Origin of the sequence: Alkaliphilus metalliredigens QYMF (genome assembly GCF_000016985.1) — a bacterium.
GTDB lineage: Bacteria > Bacillota > Clostridia > Peptostreptococcales > Natronincolaceae > Alkaliphilus_A > Alkaliphilus_A metalliredigens.
The window spans coordinates 4,460,749-4,479,845 of the sequence record NC_009633.1 but is presented as its reverse complement, the minus strand read 5'-3'; the positions used below and the strand labels follow the sequence as shown (position 1 = coordinate 4,479,845).

The 19,097-nt window shown below is 37.2% G+C and carries 24 protein-coding genes and 1 riboswitch; of the genes, 14 read left to right on the top strand and 10 right to left on the bottom strand.

Features of this window, described 5'->3' with window-relative positions:
* Positions 1–2 precede the first annotated feature (2 nt).
* The 5 genes from AMET_RS21715 (at position 3) to AMET_RS27130 (ending at position 2,398) form a co-directional block, all read left to right on the top strand.
* Entirely contained in the window at positions 3–572 is a 570-nt protein-coding gene (locus tag AMET_RS21715) for a hypothetical protein (RefSeq protein ID WP_011971574.1), read from the top strand.
* 1 nt (position 573) lies between these two features.
* Positions 574–822 (top strand): hypothetical protein, encoded by a 249-nt coding sequence (locus AMET_RS21710; protein WP_011971575.1) that lies wholly within the window; start codon positions 574–576, stop codon positions 820–822.
* Complete coding sequence (locus AMET_RS25290; RefSeq protein WP_011971576.1) at positions 815–949, top strand: XkdX family protein; 135 nt, start codon at positions 815–817, stop codon at positions 947–949. Before AMET_RS21710 ends, AMET_RS25290 begins: the two co-directional genes overlap by 8 nt.
* 449 nt (positions 950–1,398) lie before the next feature.
* Complete coding sequence (locus tag AMET_RS27135; RefSeq protein ID WP_330368636.1) at positions 1,399–1,950, top strand: tyrosine-type recombinase/integrase; 552 nt, start codon at positions 1,399–1,401, stop codon at positions 1,948–1,950.
* 13 nt (positions 1,951–1,963) lie between these two features.
* Positions 1,964–2,398, top strand: coding sequence for a tyrosine-type recombinase/integrase (locus tag AMET_RS27130; RefSeq protein WP_330368774.1), 435 nt, complete (start codon positions 1,964–1,966; stop codon positions 2,396–2,398).
* 290 nt (positions 2,399–2,688) lie between these two features.
* On the opposite strand, the gene uppP is transcribed toward AMET_RS27130, so the two are convergent.
* Entirely contained in the window at positions 2,689–3,516 is an 828-nt protein-coding gene (gene uppP, locus AMET_RS21700; RefSeq protein WP_012065360.1) for an undecaprenyl-diphosphatase UppP, read from the bottom strand.
* A 241-nt stretch (positions 3,517–3,757) separates the two neighbouring features.
* On the opposite strand from uppP, the gene AMET_RS21695 reads away from it, so the two are divergent.
* The 3 genes from AMET_RS21695 (at position 3,758) to AMET_RS21685 (ending at position 7,960) form a co-directional block, all read left to right on the top strand.
* Positions 3,758–5,197 (top strand): NAD-dependent succinate-semialdehyde dehydrogenase, encoded by a 1,440-nt coding sequence (locus AMET_RS21695; protein ID WP_041721213.1) that lies wholly within the window; start codon positions 3,758–3,760, stop codon positions 5,195–5,197.
* 209 nt (positions 5,198–5,406) lie between these two features.
* The gene (gene lysA / locus AMET_RS21690; RefSeq protein WP_012065358.1) at positions 5,407–6,708 is read left to right on the top strand and encodes a diaminopimelate decarboxylase; all 1,302 of its coding nucleotides are present in this window, start codon (positions 5,407–5,409) and stop codon (positions 6,706–6,708) included.
* Between the two features lie 52 nt (positions 6,709–6,760).
* A complete protein-coding gene (locus tag AMET_RS21685) occupies positions 6,761–7,960 on the top strand; it encodes a M20 metallopeptidase family protein (RefSeq protein WP_012065357.1) in 1,200 nt (399 codons plus the stop codon).
* Between the two features lie 79 nt (positions 7,961–8,039).
* Here the strand turns inward: AMET_RS21685 and namA are convergent, their stop codons facing one another.
* A complete protein-coding gene (gene namA, locus AMET_RS21680; protein WP_330368635.1) occupies positions 8,040–9,071 on the bottom strand; it encodes an NADPH dehydrogenase NamA in 1,032 nt (343 codons plus the stop codon).
* 139 nt (positions 9,072–9,210) lie between these two features.
* Between namA and AMET_RS21675 the strand changes: the two genes are divergently transcribed.
* Entirely contained in the window at positions 9,211–9,885 is a 675-nt protein-coding gene (locus AMET_RS21675; RefSeq protein WP_012065355.1) for a YetF domain-containing protein, read from the top strand.
* Positions 9,886–9,917: 32 nt separating this feature from the next.
* Positions 9,918–10,298, top strand: coding sequence for a DUF4363 family protein (locus AMET_RS21670; protein ID WP_012065354.1), 381 nt, complete (start codon positions 9,918–9,920; stop codon positions 10,296–10,298).
* 42 nt (positions 10,299–10,340) lie between these two features.
* On the opposite strand, the gene AMET_RS21665 is transcribed toward AMET_RS21670, so the two are convergent.
* From AMET_RS21665 to AMET_RS21650, 4 genes are all read right to left on the bottom strand, one after another.
* Positions 10,341–10,880, bottom strand: a complete 540-nt coding sequence (locus tag AMET_RS21665) for a Gx transporter family protein (RefSeq protein WP_012065353.1) — start codon at positions 10,878–10,880, stop codon at positions 10,341–10,343.
* Positions 10,880–11,263, bottom strand: a complete 384-nt coding sequence (locus tag AMET_RS21660) for a NusG domain II-containing protein (RefSeq protein WP_012065352.1) — start codon at positions 11,261–11,263, stop codon at positions 10,880–10,882. The genes AMET_RS21665 and AMET_RS21660 overlap by 1 nt, the downstream gene beginning before the upstream one ends.
* Positions 11,264–11,291: 28 nt before the next feature.
* The gene (grxC, locus tag AMET_RS21655; RefSeq protein WP_012065351.1) at positions 11,292–11,546 is read right to left on the bottom strand and encodes a glutaredoxin 3; all 255 of its coding nucleotides are present in this window, start codon (positions 11,544–11,546) and stop codon (positions 11,292–11,294) included.
* A 142-nt stretch (positions 11,547–11,688) separates the two neighbouring features.
* A complete protein-coding gene (locus AMET_RS21650) occupies positions 11,689–12,003 on the bottom strand; it encodes a TMEM165/GDT1 family protein (protein WP_012065350.1) in 315 nt (104 codons plus the stop codon).
* Positions 12,004–12,258: 255 nt separating this feature from the next.
* On the opposite strand from AMET_RS21650, the gene AMET_RS21645 reads away from it, so the two are divergent.
* The 3 genes from AMET_RS21645 to AMET_RS21635 all read left to right on the top strand — a co-directional run bounded on the left by AMET_RS21645 (position 12,259) and on the right by AMET_RS21635 (position 14,393).
* A complete protein-coding gene (locus tag AMET_RS21645) occupies positions 12,259–12,798 on the top strand; it encodes a peroxiredoxin (RefSeq protein WP_012065349.1) in 540 nt (179 codons plus the stop codon).
* Positions 12,799–13,046: 248 nt separating this feature from the next.
* Complete coding sequence (gene mutY / locus AMET_RS21640; protein ID WP_012065348.1) at positions 13,047–14,105, top strand: A/G-specific adenine glycosylase; 1,059 nt, start codon at positions 13,047–13,049, stop codon at positions 14,103–14,105.
* Positions 14,106–14,162: 57 nt separating this feature from the next.
* Positions 14,163–14,393 carry a glutaredoxin family protein gene (locus AMET_RS21635; protein WP_012065347.1) on the top strand — a complete coding sequence of 77 codons (231 nt, stop codon included), beginning with the start codon at positions 14,163–14,165 and terminating at the stop codon, positions 14,391–14,393.
* A gap of 49 nt (positions 14,394–14,442) precedes the next feature.
* On the opposite strand, the gene AMET_RS21630 is transcribed toward AMET_RS21635, so the two are convergent.
* Entirely contained in the window at positions 14,443–15,042 is a 600-nt protein-coding gene (locus AMET_RS21630; protein WP_012065346.1) for a flavodoxin family protein, read from the bottom strand.
* Between the two features lie 115 nt (positions 15,043–15,157).
* Positions 15,158–15,721 (bottom strand): folate family ECF transporter S component, encoded by a 564-nt coding sequence (locus AMET_RS21625; protein WP_012065345.1) that lies wholly within the window; start codon positions 15,719–15,721, stop codon positions 15,158–15,160.
* An 86-nt stretch (positions 15,722–15,807) separates the two neighbouring features.
* Positions 15,808–15,900, bottom strand: a riboswitch (THF riboswitch).
* A gap of 198 nt (positions 15,901–16,098) precedes the next feature.
* Between AMET_RS21625 and AMET_RS24605 the strand changes: the two genes are divergently transcribed.
* Positions 16,099–17,691 carry a PAS domain-containing sensor histidine kinase gene (locus tag AMET_RS24605; protein ID WP_012065344.1) on the top strand — a complete coding sequence of 531 codons (1,593 nt, stop codon included), beginning with the start codon at positions 16,099–16,101 and terminating at the stop codon, positions 17,689–17,691.
* Between the two features lie 126 nt (positions 17,692–17,817).
* On the opposite strand, the gene AMET_RS21615 is transcribed toward AMET_RS24605, so the two are convergent.
* Both AMET_RS21615 and ytaF read right to left on the bottom strand, forming a co-directional pair.
* A complete protein-coding gene (locus tag AMET_RS21615; protein WP_012065343.1) occupies positions 17,818–18,183 on the bottom strand; it encodes a DUF1622 domain-containing protein in 366 nt (121 codons plus the stop codon).
* A gap of 139 nt (positions 18,184–18,322) precedes the next feature.
* Positions 18,323–18,958, bottom strand: coding sequence for a sporulation membrane protein YtaF (gene ytaF / locus AMET_RS21610; protein ID WP_012065342.1), 636 nt, complete (start codon positions 18,956–18,958; stop codon positions 18,323–18,325).
* Positions 18,959–19,097 lie beyond the last annotated feature (139 nt).

Here is a 19,097-nt window from a genome sequence, read left to right as displayed (position 1 = left end):
CAATGTTTAATGAACAATTACCTGAATGGTTAAACGAGGGCACAGAACCACCAGCACAAAAGAAAAGTGATGGATGGTTGCCAACAGAAAAACCTCCTGCTGGATGGTTTAACTGGTTGTTTAACAAAATATATAAATGCATAAAAGAAATCAGGCAAAAAGTAATGAATTTAGATGAGGACTTAGGTTCGCATGTGGCAGAAAGTGTGTCGGAAGTTATAGATTTTCAAAGAGATGCGAGTATCCTAGGAACACAGCATATTGCTACACCAAGAAAGCCAAAGGGAATTACGCTTTATGCAAACATTACAGGCCAAGCGACTATAAGTATAGGTTTTTTTGGGCAAATAGGAGCACAAAAGTCCTTTTATTCAGGTTCGGGTAGTGGAATATGGCGACCTTACACGGGCTCCGCTATACTTATATCACAGGGAGATACTACAAATAGGCTCAGTGGTAACATTCGCAACGTGGAAAATGATGGGTTTGATATACTATGGAGTCAAGTTTCTGGGGCTAATACGGGTACTATTACAATAACTGCTATGGTTGTTTATCATGGGGAGGGATAAAATGAAATATTGCGTAATTAAAAACACTACAAAGGTAATAGATGGTTCTAGTAATTCCTCTGAAATAATGCTACAAAACGCACTAAATGCAGGACTTACAGAAGAAGAAATTGAGATATTAACAGAAGAAGAATATCAAGCAAGAAAGGATTTAGAACCGATAGCACCGAAAGAACCGACACTTGAAGAAAAGAATAGAGCTGATATTGATTATATAGCCATAATGACAGGGGTTGATATTGATGTTTAATAGAGTAAAAGAGTATTACGAAACAGGACTATGGAGTATTGACAGAGTTTTTAATGTAGTAGGTAAGGCAATTTCAGAAGAAGAATATCAAGAAATAACGGGATTTTTATATCCTGCTAAGTCATAATTAGGAGGTCGTTGTTATTATAAAGCGAATTATTTTTAAAAGACAATTAAAATTTTGGAGACATCAAAAAGAAGGCATAGAACACCTCTTAGAGTATTGCAATATTGATGAATCAAAAGTTATTACGCTTAAAATTAAACATGAATTTTATTGTAAAGCTGTAGATGTATTTAAGTATTTAACAACACAATAGGAACTTTAGACGTCATAAAAGGTTCAAATATCAATAAAAAAAGTTGGAAAATAATTGTAAACAGAACATATGTTTGGTATAATATAGATAGGAACAAAAAAGAGAAAAGAGCCCCCACTCGCAAAGTAAAAGGCTCTTTTCAAATCCAATCTCACGTAGGAGATCTTGCCTATAGTATATCACCATATGTAATTTTTGACAAGAATTGTATTTAGGATTTATATCTCCTGTGTGAGAAACACAGGAGGAGATTAGATTGAGAAAAGAAGAAGCTGTTGTTAGGATCGTAGGAAGACTAGACCTAGAATTTAATGGAATGCTAGATCAGCAAAAGGCTCGACAGATCATCCAAGAAGTGCTCTATGATTATGATGTAAATCCTGCCCAGAGGTCATTAGTTGTCCAAGATGACATGAACGACAAAATTCTACTATATCTAGCTTCTAAGAAAATTGACGGACTAGCAATGAGGACGCTTGAAGGTTATAGTAGAAATCTGAATAGGTTTGCCTATTATATGCGCAAAAACGTTGAGGATGTCACGACAATGGACATCAGGATGTATTTAGCAAGCTACGCTAAAACAGGTGTAAAAAATGGCACGATAGGGACCGAAACAGATATCTTAAGAGGATTTTTTAGATGGCTTGAAGATGAAGAATACATAAATAAAAGTCCACTTAGAAAAATCAAATCCCTTAAGCCAGAAAAAAGAATCAGGAAGGCACTCACAAATGAAGAAATGGAAATACTAAGAGACGGTTGCAAGACTTATAGACAAAAGGCTTTGTTAGAATTTTTTTTATAGTACTGGGTGCAGACTGGAGGAAGTAGAAAATGTTAAAAAGTACGATATAGACTGGCAAAGATTACAGTTAAAGGTTATCGGTAAGGGAAACAAAGAAAGAACGGTTTATATCAATGCTAAGGCAAAAGTACATATCCAGAAGTATCTCATGGCAAGATTAGATGAGGAAGAAGCTCTGTTTGTAACTGAAAGAAATCCAGTAAAAAAACTAGGACGAAGGAGCATAGAACGGGAATTTGACAAGATAGAAAAAACATCGGGAATCAAGAAAAGTATCTATCCTCATTTGATTAGGCACACTATGGCCACTCATTTACTTAATAGCGGGGCTGACTTAGGAACCGTACAGGCAATCCTCGGACACGAAGATGCTTCGATAACTCAAATATATGCTCAGATATCGAACACAAACGTAGAGCACGAATACAGAAAGCACATGATCCAATAGACTAGAAAAATTACATAAAAACATATAAAATAGAACTGTGGATAGGTTAATAAAATAACCCATATATCCACAGTTTTTTTTGAAAGTTATCTTGCGAATTTTTGCAAAAAAGTTTGCGAAACTACACTGAAAAAGTAATTAAACAAGTTTTAGTATGTTTATACGGAGGAAATCTTCATAATATAGAAAAGATAATTCTTTACTACAATAACATAAAAAGAGTAAAGTTCAGCGATTCTATGTCGCAGGACTTTACTCTTTTTATTAAAGTAACCCTATTATTTTAAAAACTAAAGAAGAGAAAACAGAATAACGATGGAACCAACAGTCCAAGTATAATAGGAGAAATAATATAGCTTTTCTTTTTTTATAAAGTTAATCAAAGTTCGGATGGCAAATACGCCGGATAAAAAGGAGGCTAGGACTCCTGCAATAAGCATTGTTAGGGTGAAATCTCCTAAGCCTACCTCCAGAACATCCTTTACTTCAAAGACTGTTGCACCTAAAATTGCTGGAATAGAAATTAAAAAAGAAAATTTAGTGGCCAGTTCTTTGTTAAAGCCCCTAAAAAGAGAACCAACGATGGTGGATCCTGATCTGGAAATCCCTGGAGTAATGGCTAATCCTTGAAATAATCCTACAATAACAGCGTCAAACCAATTCATATCCTTAATATCTCGCTTTCCTGTATTGACCTTTTCAGCGGTCCATAACAGGGTTCCAGTAACCAGTAAAGAAATCCCAATGATTAGGGTTGAATTATAGAAGCTAGTAAATAGGTCTTTGAAAAAAAGACCTATGATTCCAGTGGGAATGGTGGCCACAATGATGAGTAGGCCCAACTTTCGATATTGGTTATTCACCCGTATCCCTTTACCTGTTAACAAATCCACGATCATGAGTATAAATTCCTTACATATCATAAAAATATCATCTGCATACACAAAGAAAACAGAAAAAAGTGTTCCAACGTGTAATAGAATTGTTAGAAACAAAATGCGATCTTCAGGAACCCCAAGTAGATGCTGGGTAACAGCTAAGTGGCCAGAGCTACTAACTGGTAAAAATTCTGTTAAACCTTGTACGATGCCAAGCAAAATGGCTTTGAATGTTGTCACAATGAGATCCTCCTTTTTAATTACTAGTGATGTGTAGTACTCTCCCTATGAATGACTACCTTAACTATTATAATATATATTAGACTACGATGGGAGTATTGTTTTTATGCATTTCAAATGTATCCTCAGCAATGTAATTAAATGATAGGAGACATTATTGTAGTATTATGGATCTTTTGGGTATAATGTGAGTAATGACTATACTGTAATAATCGTTTTAAAAGGAGAAGGAGGCAGAAAAATGAATTGTAAAATGTATATTGATGGACAGTGGGTTGAAGGCAAAGAAGGAGAAAAATTAGAAGTCGTCAATCCTGCTACGGGAGATATATTGGTGTACATAGCTAAAGCTGGATACGCAGAGACGGAAAGGGCTATCGAAAGTGCTGATAAAGCCTTCAAAACCTGGTCGAAAACCACTGCGGGGGAAAGAGCTAACTACTTAACAAAGCTTTATCATTTGATGATTGAACATAAGGATGAGATTGCAAAAATCATGACATTAGAACAAGGAAAGCCTTTACAGGAAGCCATGGGAGAAGTGGTTTATGGGGCAGGATTCGTAGAGTGGTATGCCGAAGAGGCAAAACGTGTATACGGTGAAACAATCCCGGCATCTAAAGAAAACAAACGAATTATGGTGTTAAAGCAACCAGTTGGTGTGGTAGCAGCCATTACACCTTGGAATTTTCCCGCGGCTATGATTACTAGAAAAATGGCTCCTGCTTTGGCGGCAGGCTGTACCGTTGTTTTAAAACCTGCTTCAAGCACACCCTTAACTGCCATTAAGATTTTTGAGCTATGTGAAAAGGCGGGATTTCCTAAGGGGGTTGTTAATCTTGTGATTGGAGATGCAAGCAAGATTGGGGAGACATTAATGAATGATTTTCGAGTTAGGAAATTGACTTTCACGGGTTCCACAGAAGTTGGGAAAAAATTAATGACCCAGGCTGGTGCCACGGTAAAGCGTATTTCTTTGGAGCTCGGTGGACATGCACCATTTATTGTTTTTGATGATGCAGACTTGGATAAAGCAGTAACGGGAGCGTTGAATTCAAAGCTTCGAAATTGTGGGCAAGTTTGTGTAGCTTCCAATCGCTTTTATGTTCAAGAAGGAATTATCGATGATTTTATTTTGAAAATGAAGGAAAAATTAAAGAACTACAAAATTGGAAGCGGGTTAGAAGAAGGGGTGCACCTAGGCCCATTAATTGACCAAAATGCCTATGAAAAGGTGAAGACCCATATAGAAGATGCAGTAAACAAAGGTGCCAAGATAGAATTTGGAGGGGAAGGTTTTCATCGGGGTTCATCTGCTGCAGGGGGCTATTTTTATCAGCCTACACTTTTATCTAATGTAACCGAAGAAATGCTAATCATGAAGGAAGAAACCTTTGGACCTGTTATTCCTGTGGTGTCGTTTAAATCAGAAGAAGAAGTCATTGCACGAGCAAATGATACGAAATATGGCTTGGCGGCATACTTCTTCACCCAATCATTAGCCAAGGGATTCCGTGTGTCGGAAGCCTTAGCCTATGGTATCGTGGGTGTGAATGATGGCGTACCATCAACGCCACAAGCACCATTCGGAGGATTTAAAGAAAGTGGAATAGGCCGTGAAGGAGGACACTATGGAATTGAAGGATTCTTAGAGACGAAGTATGTCTCCTTCGAAATATAAGCTTGCTATCATCCACTATGGCAATTGATGTCAAATAATTGCAAATGACTGTGATTTGAGATAGAATAATAATGCAAATAGAAGAAAAATTATTTAATTAGTCAAGGGGAAATGATGAACCTGGAATAGGAATCAAAGAAATTCAGGGATTGTCTTTATATAAGAAGACCATTAATTGGTTTGGTCATAATGAGCGAGGAGATGGAAAAATGGAAAAGCAGAATGAGAATAATAAACATTTCATGTTCGGAGGGTGTAATACCGTGGAATTAGCTGAACGGTATGGAACGCCACTTTATGTGTTGTCAAAGGAAAAAATTCAAGAACGATGTAAAGAAATTCGTGAAACTTTTCTACAAAAATATGAAAATACAAAGGCTGCCTATGCAAGTAAAGCATTCTTAACCATGGCCATGTGTCGAATTATTGAAAGTGAAGGACTTGGTTTAGATGTTGTCTCGGGTGGTGAAATATATACAGCTGTTCAAGCGGGATTCCCAATGGAGAAGACTATGTTTCATGGGAATAATAAATCCTTTGAAGAGCTTTATTTAGCTGTGGAGCATGGGGTAGGTCGAATCATAGTAGATAATTTACTTGAATTAGAAATGCTTCAACAGATTGCTAAGGAGCAAGGGAAAAAAGTCGATGTACTCTTTAGAGTGACACCAGGGGTAGAGGGGAAAACCCATGCATATATTGTGACGGGACAAAAAGATTCAAAGTTTGGTATTCCACTACAGCCTGAAATCATTGAAAGTGCTGTGAAACAAACAATGGAATCCCCTTATATAAAGTTAAAGGGCTTCCATTTTCATATTGGATCTCAACTTTTTGAAAATGATTCTTATACCGATGCTACTCAGGTACTGGTCAATCTGATGAAGCACCTCAAGGACCATTTAGAATTCATAACAGAAGAATTAAACACTGGTGGGGGATTTGGTATCAAGTATGTAGATGAAGCGCCTCGGCCATTGGGTTATTTTACCGATGCAATCATGGAAACAATCAAGGATGCCTGTGAAAAAGTAGGACTTGAGGTTCCCACAATCATCATTGAGCCTGGGCGATGGATTGTAGGGGAGGCAGGAATTACACTTTATCGCATTGGGACAGTCAAGGAGATTCCCGATGTAAGAACCTATGCCAGTGTAGATGGTGGATTACCAGATAATCCGAGACCTGCCCTATATAATGCCAAGTATGATGCAGTGGTGGCCAATAAAATTGATGAAGAAAAAGATCAAATTGTAACCATAGCTGGGAAATGCTGTGAATCTGGAGATATTTTGATTTGGGATTTACAGGCACCGCAAATACAGACTGGGGATCTCTTGGCTGTATTAAGTACGGGAGCATATAACTTCTCTATGGCTAGTAATTATAATCGTTTGCCAAGACCTGCCGTGGTACTAGTGGACCAAGGTAAGGCGGAGATCATGGTTCAACGAGAAACCTATGGAGACCTATTGAGTAGAGAGCAAATGCCAAACAGTTTAAGAAGGTAGAAGGAGAATTATTAATGAAATAGAGCAAAGGAGAGGTGGGGGAAACCGTTAAATGAGTAAAAGAGATGAGAAGGATGAAATTTTAGAGCAAGCCGTTGCAATGAAGCGGTGGATGGTAGAAATAAGAAGAGATTTTCATCAGTACCCAGAATTAGGCAGAGAAGAATTTAGGACTCAAGAAAAAATCATAAGGCTGCTAGATGAAATGGGCATTCCTTATCAAACCAATATTGCTCACACAGCTGTAGTGGGCTTTATTAAAGGAAAACATGAAGGTAAGACCGTGGCATTACGGGCCGATATGGATGCTTTGCCCATTGATGATGCCAAGGATGTACCCTATCGGTCTAAGGTGCCGGGAAAAATGCATGCCTGTGGTCATGATGCCCATACAACGATTTTATTAGGTGCGGCGAAAATACTCAATGATATGAGGGCTCAATTAAAGGGAAATGTGAAGTTGTTCTTTCAACCAGCAGAGGAAACCTTCGGTGGGGCGGAGTCAATGATTGAGGCAGGTGTGATGGAAAATCCTAAGGTGGATGCAGTCTTTGGCCTTCATGTGTCCCCAGAAATGCCCACGGGTGAAATTGGATTGAAATTTGGACAGATGAATGCATCCTCCGATAGCATTAAAATTACACTACACGGTAAAAGTACCCATGGCGCTTATCCTCATTCTGGAGTGGACACCATTATGATGGCAGGGCAAGTGATTAATGCCCTACAAACCATTGTGAGTAGAAATGTCGACCCACGGGATTCTGCAGTTGTGACCCTAGGGAAAATTAATGGGGGAACCCAGGGCAATATTATTGCAGATAAAGTGGAAATGGTAGGGACTGTTAGAACATTAGATCCAAACGTAAGAGAACGGGTTCTGGAGCGTATTGAAAAAATTGTCCTCCAGGTGGCTGAAGCAATGGGAGGCAGTGGTGAAGTTCTTCGAAAGAAGGGATACACCGCCTTAATCAATCATGATGAAATGGTGGAGAGTGTCAAGGCAAATGCTGAAGCGTTATTAGGTCCAGATAAGGTGAAGATTATAAAAAGTCCGAGCTTAGGTGTGGAAGACTTCGCTTATTTCCTACAAGAGGCACCGGGAGCTTTTTATCGATTGGGTTGTCGTAATGAAGAAAAGGGAATGATTCATGATGGACATAATGGTCTCTTTGACGTAGATGAGGATTGTTTAGAAATTGGTGTGGCACTTCAAGTGAAGAATGTGTTGAGGGTACTTGGGAAGGAATAGAAAGTGGTAGATGCACTTAACAATGCATCTACCACTTTTCTATTTAAGCACTTGAAATTTTTAATAAAAAGGAATTTTACTATACTTTACTCATTTCATATTGAAGAGGCCATAAAATATCGTCCCGAACCTCTTTAGCTGAATGTAATGGCCAATAGGGATTGCGTAGCAACTCTCTGCCTAAATAAACCAAGTCTGCCCGTTCATTGCGCAAAACTTCTTCAGCCATGGTAGCTGTTGTAATCAATCCTCCCGCAATAGTGGGCAAGTTAGTTTGTTTTTTAATGGTTTCGGAGAACGGGATTTGATAGCCTGGGTAAGGCTTGATTTTAGCAGGCACAACGGCACCAGAGCTAACGTTAACCATATCAATACCATATTCCTTAACAAGATTAATCATTTCAGCTAAATCTTCTGGATGGTTACCCTCTTTTATGTAGTCTTCTGCAGAAACCCGAAGAATGATGGGTAAATTTTTAGGCCAAACTCCTTGAATACCCTCTAAAACTTCCTTAAGAAATCGCACACGGTTTTCAGGACTTCCGCCATATTGATCCTCTCGATGATTGGTCAGGGGGGATAAAAATTCATTAATTAAGTAACCATGGGCGCCATGAACTTCAATGACGTCGAATCCAGCTTCTAAAGCCCGGGCAGCTCCATGAATAAAGGCTTGAACAATGGTCTGAATTTCATTTTGAGATAATGATGTAGGTGTTGCATATTCTTCGTTAAAGGCAATGGCACTAGGAGCAACAATTTTTTCTGAAGGGATATGACACTTTCTACCTGCGTGGGCTAACTGAATACCTACCCGTGCACCATATTGTTTGCAGGCGGTGACAATGGATTTCAAACCTGTCACATGTCCATTTTCCCAGATACCAAGGTCCTTTTGTGAAATACGACCTCTCGGTTCTACAGCAGTTGCTTCAAGTAAGATTAACCCCACACCACCAACAGCACGACTAACATAATGCACCTGATGCCATTGATTGGCATATCCTGTTTCACTTGCGCTGTATTGACACATCGGTGCCATCACAATTCGATTTTTTAATGTTAAATCCTTGAGTGTAAAGGGACTAAATAATGCAGACAATAATATCACCCTTCCTATATATGTAAAACTTCTTACTTGTTATCTTACCCAATACGAAAAAGGTTAAGCTGACTAGATGGTTTTTTTTCATAGAAAACATAGATACGGGAATAATAACAAAAGCAAATTTGTACTAGGAGTGGAAAAAATGATTGTTATATTCATTCGAGCCTTTGTGTTGTATATGATTGTTGTAATTGTCATGAGAATGATGGGAAAGGGGCAAATTGCTGAGATGCAACCCTTTGAATTAGTGATTACTATTATGATTGCAGACCTAGCGGCAACGCCTATGGAAAATACAAGTGTTCCTTTAATCAATGGGGTGATCCCAATTTTAACACTTTTATCAGGACAAGTAATTATTTCATATCTATCTTTGAAAAGTACAAAGTTCAGAGGGTTGATTTGTGGGAAACCTAGTATTCTAATTCACAAGGGGCGGATTGTACAATCGGAGTTACGTAGATTGCGAATCAATGTGAATGATTTATTAGAGCAGTTAAGATCCAAGGAGTATCTAAATTTGAGTGATGTGGAATATGCTATCTTAGAAACCAATGGACAACTAAGTATTATGCCAAAGCCAGATAAAAGGGGTGTGATCACATCTGATCTAGCTGTGGCCGTACAACAGGAGGAGTTACCAGTGACATTAATCATAGATGGGAAAGTGAACCAGAATAATTTGAAACGGGCCGGATATGATATGAGTTGGCTACTAAAGCAAACAGAAAACGAAGGAATTAAAGGGCTGCACAATGTATTCTTTGCCTTTATTTCCTCTGAGGGAAACTTTCATGCACAGGAAAAAGCAAAGTAAAGAGTCAAGTTTAAGAAAAGGAGAAGACGGAAATGAAGGTTGTGGTCATAACAATTATCATATTAATTATATTTTTTGCTGGATCCATTTGGCTCAGTGAATATATCTCACAAAGCACCCAAAAACTTGTTGAGCAGATAGAACAATTAGACGAAGCGATTGAAGAAGAAAATTGGAATGAAGCTCAGAACAACTTGAATGAGCTTAGTAAAGAATGGGAAAAGACAAAGAAAGGATGGCTAATTTTCTTAGAGCATTATGAAATTGATTCCATTGACATTGTATTAGCAAAGGTAGGGCGGTATGCTGCATTGGAAGAAAGAGAGACCGCTCTTGGAGAACTTGCACATCTTAAAACCCTAGTCGAACACGTCAAAGAAAAAAGCAGACTACACATAACAAATATATTATAAGAAAAGAATCTCCAAATTAAATAGGAGATTCTTTATTTTATTCTACTTCAAATCATAATTAAAGGCTTCGATGCCCAAGGTTTTACCATGCTTACGTAGAATTTCAAGTAAAAACTTTGCTGTCCAGCCAATAAAATAACCTGTCACCACACCAGATATTAAGAGGGGTGGTAAATAAGCAAAGATATAGAAGTTGGAAATAATGGCTGCCGCCACAAGTAATTGCCCAATGTTATGAAAAACTGCGCCTACGACGCTGATGCTGTAAATAGAAAAGTGAGTTCCCAAATATCTGAAAAGAATAGCCATGGCTGAGGCGCTGAGTATGCCTCCAGCGATGCTGAAAAAAAATACACTAAAGTTACCAGCAAAAAGAGAGCCTAAAAGTGTTCGAAGAACAACAATGGCAATTGCTTCACGATAGCCAAAGAGAATTAATGCCACAATTGAAATGATATTAGCTAAGCCAAGCTTAATCCCAGGAATGTGAATCGGTAATGGAATATACATCTCAACAACAAAAAGTGCTAAAGCCTGGGCTGTTAATAATCCTAATAGAACTAATTTTTTCTGTCTTTTCATTAATGTGTCACCCCATCAACCAGTGCATCTGATCCTTTTATTCGAATGACAACAAAGTTAGGTAAACAAACGAGCATTTCATTAGGTCGAGAGATCCAATTATTATGGTAGTGATCCGGCTCAGGGCAGTTAGCATAGCCCATGGCGATTCTACCTGGTTCCACGAAAATCTCATTAACATAACCCCGTTGCTCAATTGTAAAAACCTCTGGTTCAGTTACATCAGATAATTTGATTTCTCTTACCAATTCATTATTAGCTTCGATCACAGCAGTAAGCTCCTGTCCATCGGTTGTCTGATAAACAAAAATCTCATTAAAGCCATACATACCTACTGCGGCGAACACGATAAGAGACAATATATAAAGATCTGCTTTTTTCATTGTCTAATCCTCACTTAAAAGCTAATGATTATAATCCTAGCTTTGAATCTAATGTATCTTCCTGATCTAGAGCAATAAGATCATCACAGCCACCAATAAACTCATCATCAATAAAAATCTGAGGAACTGTATCAGAACCAGTTCGTTTGATCACTGTCTTAAAGGTTTCTAAGTCATGAGTAACATCTACATTAGTGAATTCAACCTCTTTAGATTTCAAAAGATCCAGCGCACGATGACAAAACGGACAAAAATCCTTTGTATAAAGAACAACTTTTTTCATTTTCATCTTCCTCTCTTTAGATACGTATTATATTGTATGATACCCAAAGTTTTTTGTTTTAAAGAAGATGATTGATTAAATTTAAATTTTATTTATTTGTAGTTAGATGTTTTGCAGATACTGGGTTTTACTGGAGGGATTATTATTGAAATAATAATCCCTTTAGATAAGTGCCAATAAAGGAAGGTAGTGAGTCTTTTAAAATAAGAAGCCCCATTCCTAGGAAAAGTAGACCCGATACTGTTTGAATCACCAAAACGGGTATATGCTTTGTGACAATATGTCCAAAGTAAGCTCCTAAAAAAGTAACCAATGTAAGGGCCAAGGAAGCCCCGAAGAAAATAGGCCATGGCTGTTTATGCTGTGCAGATAAAGTGAAGACTGCCAACTGTGTTTTATCCCCCAGTTCTGCAATGAATAATAGGGTGAAGGCTGTAAAAAACAACTTGTAATTCAAATTAATCTCCCCCTTACTCATACAAGCTTATTTTATTTTACATTAGAGTAACAAAATAGAAGAATAAAGTCAATGGACAAGGGCAGAGATGCATAAATAAATAGAATCATAATTGTTATGCTGGAGAGGAACATAAGTGAGATAATAGTAATTATTATTATCAAAGAATAATAAATTTCACTTAAAGGTGTTTAAACAAAATAACACTGGGAATATAAAAGAGGAAGTAATTAATTAATGAGGAGGTTTTTATATATGGCAGAAAGAATGGTTGGATTAAAGGCACCATATTTTGAGATGAAAACAGTGGATGGGGAAGGCATGGAGTTTGGAAAAGTATCACTAGATGACTATAAAGGACAATGGTTAGTATTGTTTTTCTATCCTTTGGACTTCACTTTTGTTTGTCCCACTGAAATTACAGGAATCAATGAAAGACTAGTTGACTTTGGTAGGTTAAACGCATCTGTCTTAGGAGCCAGTACTGATAGTGAGCACTCTCACAAGGCTTGGATCAATGCAGCCCAAGACCAAGGCGGGTTAGGAAAGCTATCTTTTCCACTGGCATCAGATATGACACAGAAAGTTGCCCGTGACTATGGTATTTTAATTGAAGAAGAAGGAATAGCCCTAAGAGGTCTGTTTATTATTGACCCAGAAGGCATTTTAAGATATTCAGTTGTACATGATTTGAATGTAGGTAGAAGTGTAGAGGAAACACTTCGTGTATTACAAGGATTGCAATCTGGTGGTTTATGTCCTTTTAATTGGAGTCCAGGAGAAGACATGCTATAAGGGTAGGCAAAGGAGTCATTTAGGTTAATAAGCAGGAAAAGAAGATTGGTGCATGAAACCAGTCTTTTTTTCTTGTTTAGAAGCCATCTTTGTACTAAGCTAGGAACTGAATCTATGGTAAATTTTGCACAACTGAATTGAGTCTTATACTTATGTTAAGATGAAATGAGACTTAATTCATAAGTAGATAATTGAAATCTATGTTTTGTGTTGGTCACTTAGTTCGTTTATTCTGAGGGAGTGAAAAAATGACTGAGGAAAGTTTTTCCTATCAATTAATAGAATGGTTTCGGGAAGAGAAGCGCTGGATGCCATGGAGAGAAACAAAGGACCCCTATTGTATTTGGGTATCGGAGATTATGCTTCAACAAACTCGTGTTGAGACTGTGATTAGTTATTATCAAAACTTTATGAAAAAATTTCCAACAATAGAAACCTTGGCACGAGCATCTCAAGAGGAAGTGCTGAAATCCTGGGAAGGATTAGGGTATTATTCTAGAGGGAGAAACCTCCATCGTGCTGCCAATGAAATTGTTTTGATACATGAAGGCAATGTGCCAAAGGATAAAAAGATACTTCTCAAGCTACCAGGAATTGGACCCTATACTGCCGGAGCTATTTTAAGTATCGCATATAATCAAAAGGAGCCAGCGGTTGATGGTAATGTTCTACGGGTAATGAGTCGCCTCTTTAATATTCAAGAAGATATTATGGAAAAAAAGGTAGTCAATGAAGTGACAGATCTTGTATTTCAGCTTATGCCACAAGACAATGGTGGAGACTTTACGGAGGCATTGATGGAGCTAGGAGCTACAGTATGTGTCCCCCAAAAACCTAGATGTAGGTTGTGTCCGGTTCACAATCAATGCAAAGCCCATCACTTGGATATACAAGAAACGCTACCAATCCGAATTAAGAAAACAAAGGTGAAAAACTATCATAAAGGCATATTATGGATGGTGTATAATGGAACTATTTTAGTAAAACAAAACCCACAAAAGGGACTTCTGGGCGGTTTATGGGCATTACCAACTATTGATCTCATGCATAAGGTAGATGAGAAAGCCGTGATACAGGAGGACTTTCAAGAGGAAGTTGGTCAAGTGGTAGTGGAACTTGAATATATAGGAAAAGAAAAGCATGTTTTTACCCACCAAAGATGGCAGATGTCCATATTTAAAGGACGAAGCAATGATCACCTTAGGGTTAAAGAACCATATCAGTGGGTCCCCATAGGTCAATTAGAGACATTAACTTTCCCGATAGTTTATCGAAAAGTGATTGATAAAATTGATAAGTTTGATTGATTGGCATCTGTAGTAAAAGGGTAAAATAGTTGTGAAAAGCAATTAGGAGGGATATTAATGAATAAAAATGTAATCATTTATACAAGTAATACGTGTGGGTATTGTCATACGGCTAAGGAATATTTTCAAGAAAAAGGAATTGACTATGAAGAAAGAAATGTTTCGGAGGATGCAGCTGCCAGAAAGGAATTAATGAAAAAAGGATTCATGGGTGTTCCTGTTATCATGATTGGAGAAGAATCAATAGTCGGTTTTGATCAAGATAAAATTGAATCTCTTTTAAAATAAATAAATAAGAAAGACTCATTACTGTGGACAACACAATAATGAGTCTTTCTTATTTAGCGGTACGATGAGATAAAGCAATATGCAACAAGTTTTCCCCTGTCCTGAAGGCTTGGGTTAAAGCTTCAGAATCTTCGTAGACTGGATGTTCATCCACATTACAGAAGAATAAGTTTCCTAAATAGTCAGCGTTGATAGATTTAAAAAACAAATCCATGACCGGTGTAGCTGCGCTAAAGAGTGAGTCGTTCTGGGGAACGCCAGCGGTACAAAGGAAGTAACCAAGACGCTTTTTAGTTTGGTCAATCATAGAATCCTTTAGGACATACTTGCTAGACCAAAGCGCTTGACAACGGTCTATGACGGATTTCAACTGGGCGCTAACGCTATTGAAATATAAAGGAGAGGTCATAATAACAATATCTGCTTCATCAAACTTTGCATATAGATTGATCATGTCGTCCTTTAATACACAGCCTTTTTTTCGGGTACATCCATCACATGCTTTACAAGACTGAATATTTAAGTGATCTGCATGATATTTTTCTATAATTGTATGAGGGCCCGATAACCCTTTAAGCAGTTCATCAAGCAATCGGTCATTATTTTTTAATCTTCTAGGACTGCCCATTATGGCTAATACTTTAATCATAGGTAGAACCTCCTTGTAGATAGAGTGAAAAACGTAAGAAATTGCGCAGAGATTAAAGTGTAAAAAAGCTACTAGCGGACTAGTAGCTTTGCATTTTAAATTATATACTTTTACTCTAGTTAAAAACAGGGGTCTTTTTCAAACCCTTTACTAAAGCAGTTGTTAGGAAAATGTTGATTCCTGCAATAATCAAACTGGTTGTAATTCGAGTAGGTAATAAGGCAAGGAATGCATTGCCATAAAGCTGCGAAAGCCAAAATGTATTCAGGGCTAAGGAGATAACAACTAAAACGGCTAAGTTAGCAGCCACTACATTGACCATAGAATATTTGTTTTTAGGACTTAACATAACAATCATCCCCGGAATCATGCCAGTCAAAGCTGCACTTAATGTGAAGCCTGGATGAAATGCACCCCCATGGGAGTTAATAAAGAACCCTAATAAATCACTGACAGCACCAACCATTAGGCCAGCTACAGGTCCCAACATCATACCTGAAAGAATCAGTGGAATGTTTCCAAAGCTAAATCGAACCGTTCCACCGAAGAGCATAATGGCTCCTAGGCGAGTCAGTACGATGTTCATTGAGACGAAGATTGAAGCCAGTACCAAATTTTTAGTAGATAATTTATTGTGGGTCCTAATTCTTTCTTTTGATAATTTAAAAGAGCTTTCCATTAGGACACCTCCTTTCTCTTAATGTTAGACATAGCGCCACATGTAAGAGAAATTAATGTATCGAAAAAGTAGCTTCCCTCGACTGTGACAGTGGACGCGGTGTTATATCGCGAAATGAGTTCTTCGTTTAGGAGCAACTTCCCATCCCCTAACACTTAACGCATAACACCTACTCTGCCTTCATATACCATTATAACTGTGAGATTGAAAATTTGCAATATTGATTTATCTATTTTATACGTCAAATTCACCTATTTTATAGGCCATAGGCACTAATGATTTGTAGAAAAAAGGAGGGAATTGAATAACATTGTAGAATATAGTATACAAAATTATATATACAATTAAATTTGCAGGGAAGGGGTAAAGGATGGTTTATGATTAAAAATGGCCTACAAAGACGATTAGGAGTTGCAATTATAATTATCATCATCTTTACTAGTATCGTGAGCCTGTATTTTGATTATAGTGATACACGAAGTCGTATGATTGAGGAGAATTTAAAAGAAACACAAAACATTGGATATTACGTAGAACTTTATTTTGAAAAATTGAGATGCTATGTTCAAATGTTAGCTGAACAACCAGCAATGACCTCTTTAGATATACCAGTTTTGACGGGAATTTTAGACAATGAAGTAGATAAAGAGCATCGCTTGTTTAATACTTTGATTATTGTAGATGAAGAAGGACGAAGTATTATAAGTAGTAATCAACAGGACTATGGACAACCAGTTGAGTTAATGGGCGCCAAAGAACTTCAAGGATTATTATCAAGTGAAACTGATATGACAAGTTCTTTTTACATCAATGAAATGAATAAGTCCACATTTGCAATCTCAGCGCCAATAGTAAGACAATATGAAAGTGAAAAGCGCCTTTTAATCGCCTATGTAGACTTAGAACAGTTCAGGGCGGATATGCAGAATTATATATTAGAAGAAAATAAATACTTTATTGTAGTCGATGAAAATCAACGTTCTGTCTATCATCCACATACAATAATCTCCCACGAGGAGGAACGGAAATTTGTAGAGAATAGTTTCCCAATGTTGTACAGTGGTGAAAGAGGGTACTTAGAAGAACGATCTTTCCTTGATAACGAGAAAAAGGTATTTACATATGTGCCGATTTATCATAATAGAAGGGCGGTATTATTAGTACAGCCTAGTGTGAATTTATCCAGGGTAGCGGCTAATATGGCGCTACGAAAGGGAATTATTTTAATTATTATTTATATTGTTTTATTTCAGTTGTATTATCTATATAAAGAAATTCAGAGAAAAGAAAGTGTCATTCAGGCAATTAATACAGAAAAGTACGCAGCTTTAGGGCAAATTGCTACTGGAATCGCCCATGAAATTAAGAATCCGCTGACTGTTGTAAAGGGGTATCTGCAGCTACAGCGGTATAAGATTGGCAAGCCAATAGATGAGGATCTCATCGATCTGATGTGCGAAGAAATGGATCGTGCTTCCTCAATTGTAGAAGAGTTCCTGGTATTAGGAAGACGAGGAGACCCTCAAATGACTCCTTGTGAGATGACTAATTTAGTTGAAGAAGTTTTGTCGGTATTAAAGCATGAGGCAGATAAAAAAGGAATTTCAGTTAATCGTTCTTATCAAAACACCTCAAAAATACAAGCAGATATACAACGGATAAAACAAGTATTAATGAATATTATTAAAAATGGAATTGAGGCCATGGAGCAAAATGGGAAGCTAATGGTTGAGGTATTCCTAAAGGGAGAAGAAGTTGTGACTGTGATACAAGATACGGGTGAAGGAATTCCCCACAAGTTTAGTAAATACATAGGCACTCCGTATATGACAACTAAGGAGAATGGAACAGGGTTGGGATTGAGTGTAAGTTATGAAATTATTCGCGTCCATGGAGGACGAATTGATTTTCAGTCAGAAGAAGGAGTTGGAACAACTTTTACCATATACTTACCTATAATAAGTCAGTAAAAAGAAGGTGCAGAATAATGTACCTTCTTTATTTAGATCTTTTAAGATGTCCTCTTGTAAATAAGGTGGCAAAAATGGTTTCAGGACCACATCCAGGGTGAGTCTCAAAAAAGAAAGGCAAATAGATTATTTTTTTTGTCTTCTTGCTAAAGAAGCTCTTAACTCCTCGTCTTGGTGAATTTCGGAGCTAATCTCCCAATGGATGACAAAGGTTAATATAACCCTTAGGACAATGATTGCTCCTAACACCATTATTTCATCTAATGTACGGACTAATATTGTTCTTAGAATCTCTCCTCCTAATTTAAATTCAAGACCCATAGCCAGTCCTTTGGCGATTTCAATCTTGATACAGGTATCATCAAATTTTAATTTATGACCAATATAGATGATAAAACCACGTAAAGAGGAGTACGAAATTATAAACACACCAATTAATTCTAGTATGTTAATAATATAAACGACCAAGGTTTCAATAAGATGTTCTAACATACTATGCCTCCTTATATAGACTTCTAACTAGTATGTCCAATATTGATAAAAAAATGGGAAGACCAACAGGCCTTCCTTAAATATGAAATGATACATATTCGTTGATAATGATCATATAATGGTTGAAAATAATTATAAATTAAAATAGTCGTACTAATCCAAGTAATATAAGAATACAACCGGGGACGAAGGCGGTTTTCTGTCTAAAACGATTACTTAGATATTTGTTACCTAAATAAATGCCTGAAAGTAAGAAAACAAGATTCAGAATACCTACTAAGACAACTGTAAAGAGGATAATAGAAATAGAATTTAATGAGACAGCTACACCTATGGCGAGGGAATCAATGGCTAGGGCTAAGCCTAGCAAAACAGCTTCTCGGGTATCAATTATACCAGAAGTATCTAGATCAGCTTGGGAGGGATCTCTGAAAATATTGATGGCGATCCCAAGAGATTGAATACTGATAATTGCAATAGAGATAGGGTTTTTAATGTCTTGTCTAGGGAACTTATATTCTAGCCACCCTTGGAGCAAGAGCCAAATACCTAGGCAAATCAGCATAGAAGCTCCGATGAGTTCTGTCATATAAGGAGGAATAACACGTATCATCATATTACCCAAGAAAAACCCTATGCTAAGTAGTAAAATTGAAATGATGTCTAATACAATAAGTGAATGTAGAGGCACTTTTATTTTTTTGATGCCATAGGCGACGCCTACGCTTAAGCTGTCTATACTAACGGCAATTGCAATCAAAATACCTTCAATCATGAGGCACCTCCTGTAAATATCATTCCTTAATATCTTATTCTAAGAGGATAGAAATGTGCTAGAGTAGTGGTATTAAATTATGCTACTTAAAAAATAATGAGTATTTTTTCAAATAATCATTGAGGCTTTGATAAAAAAA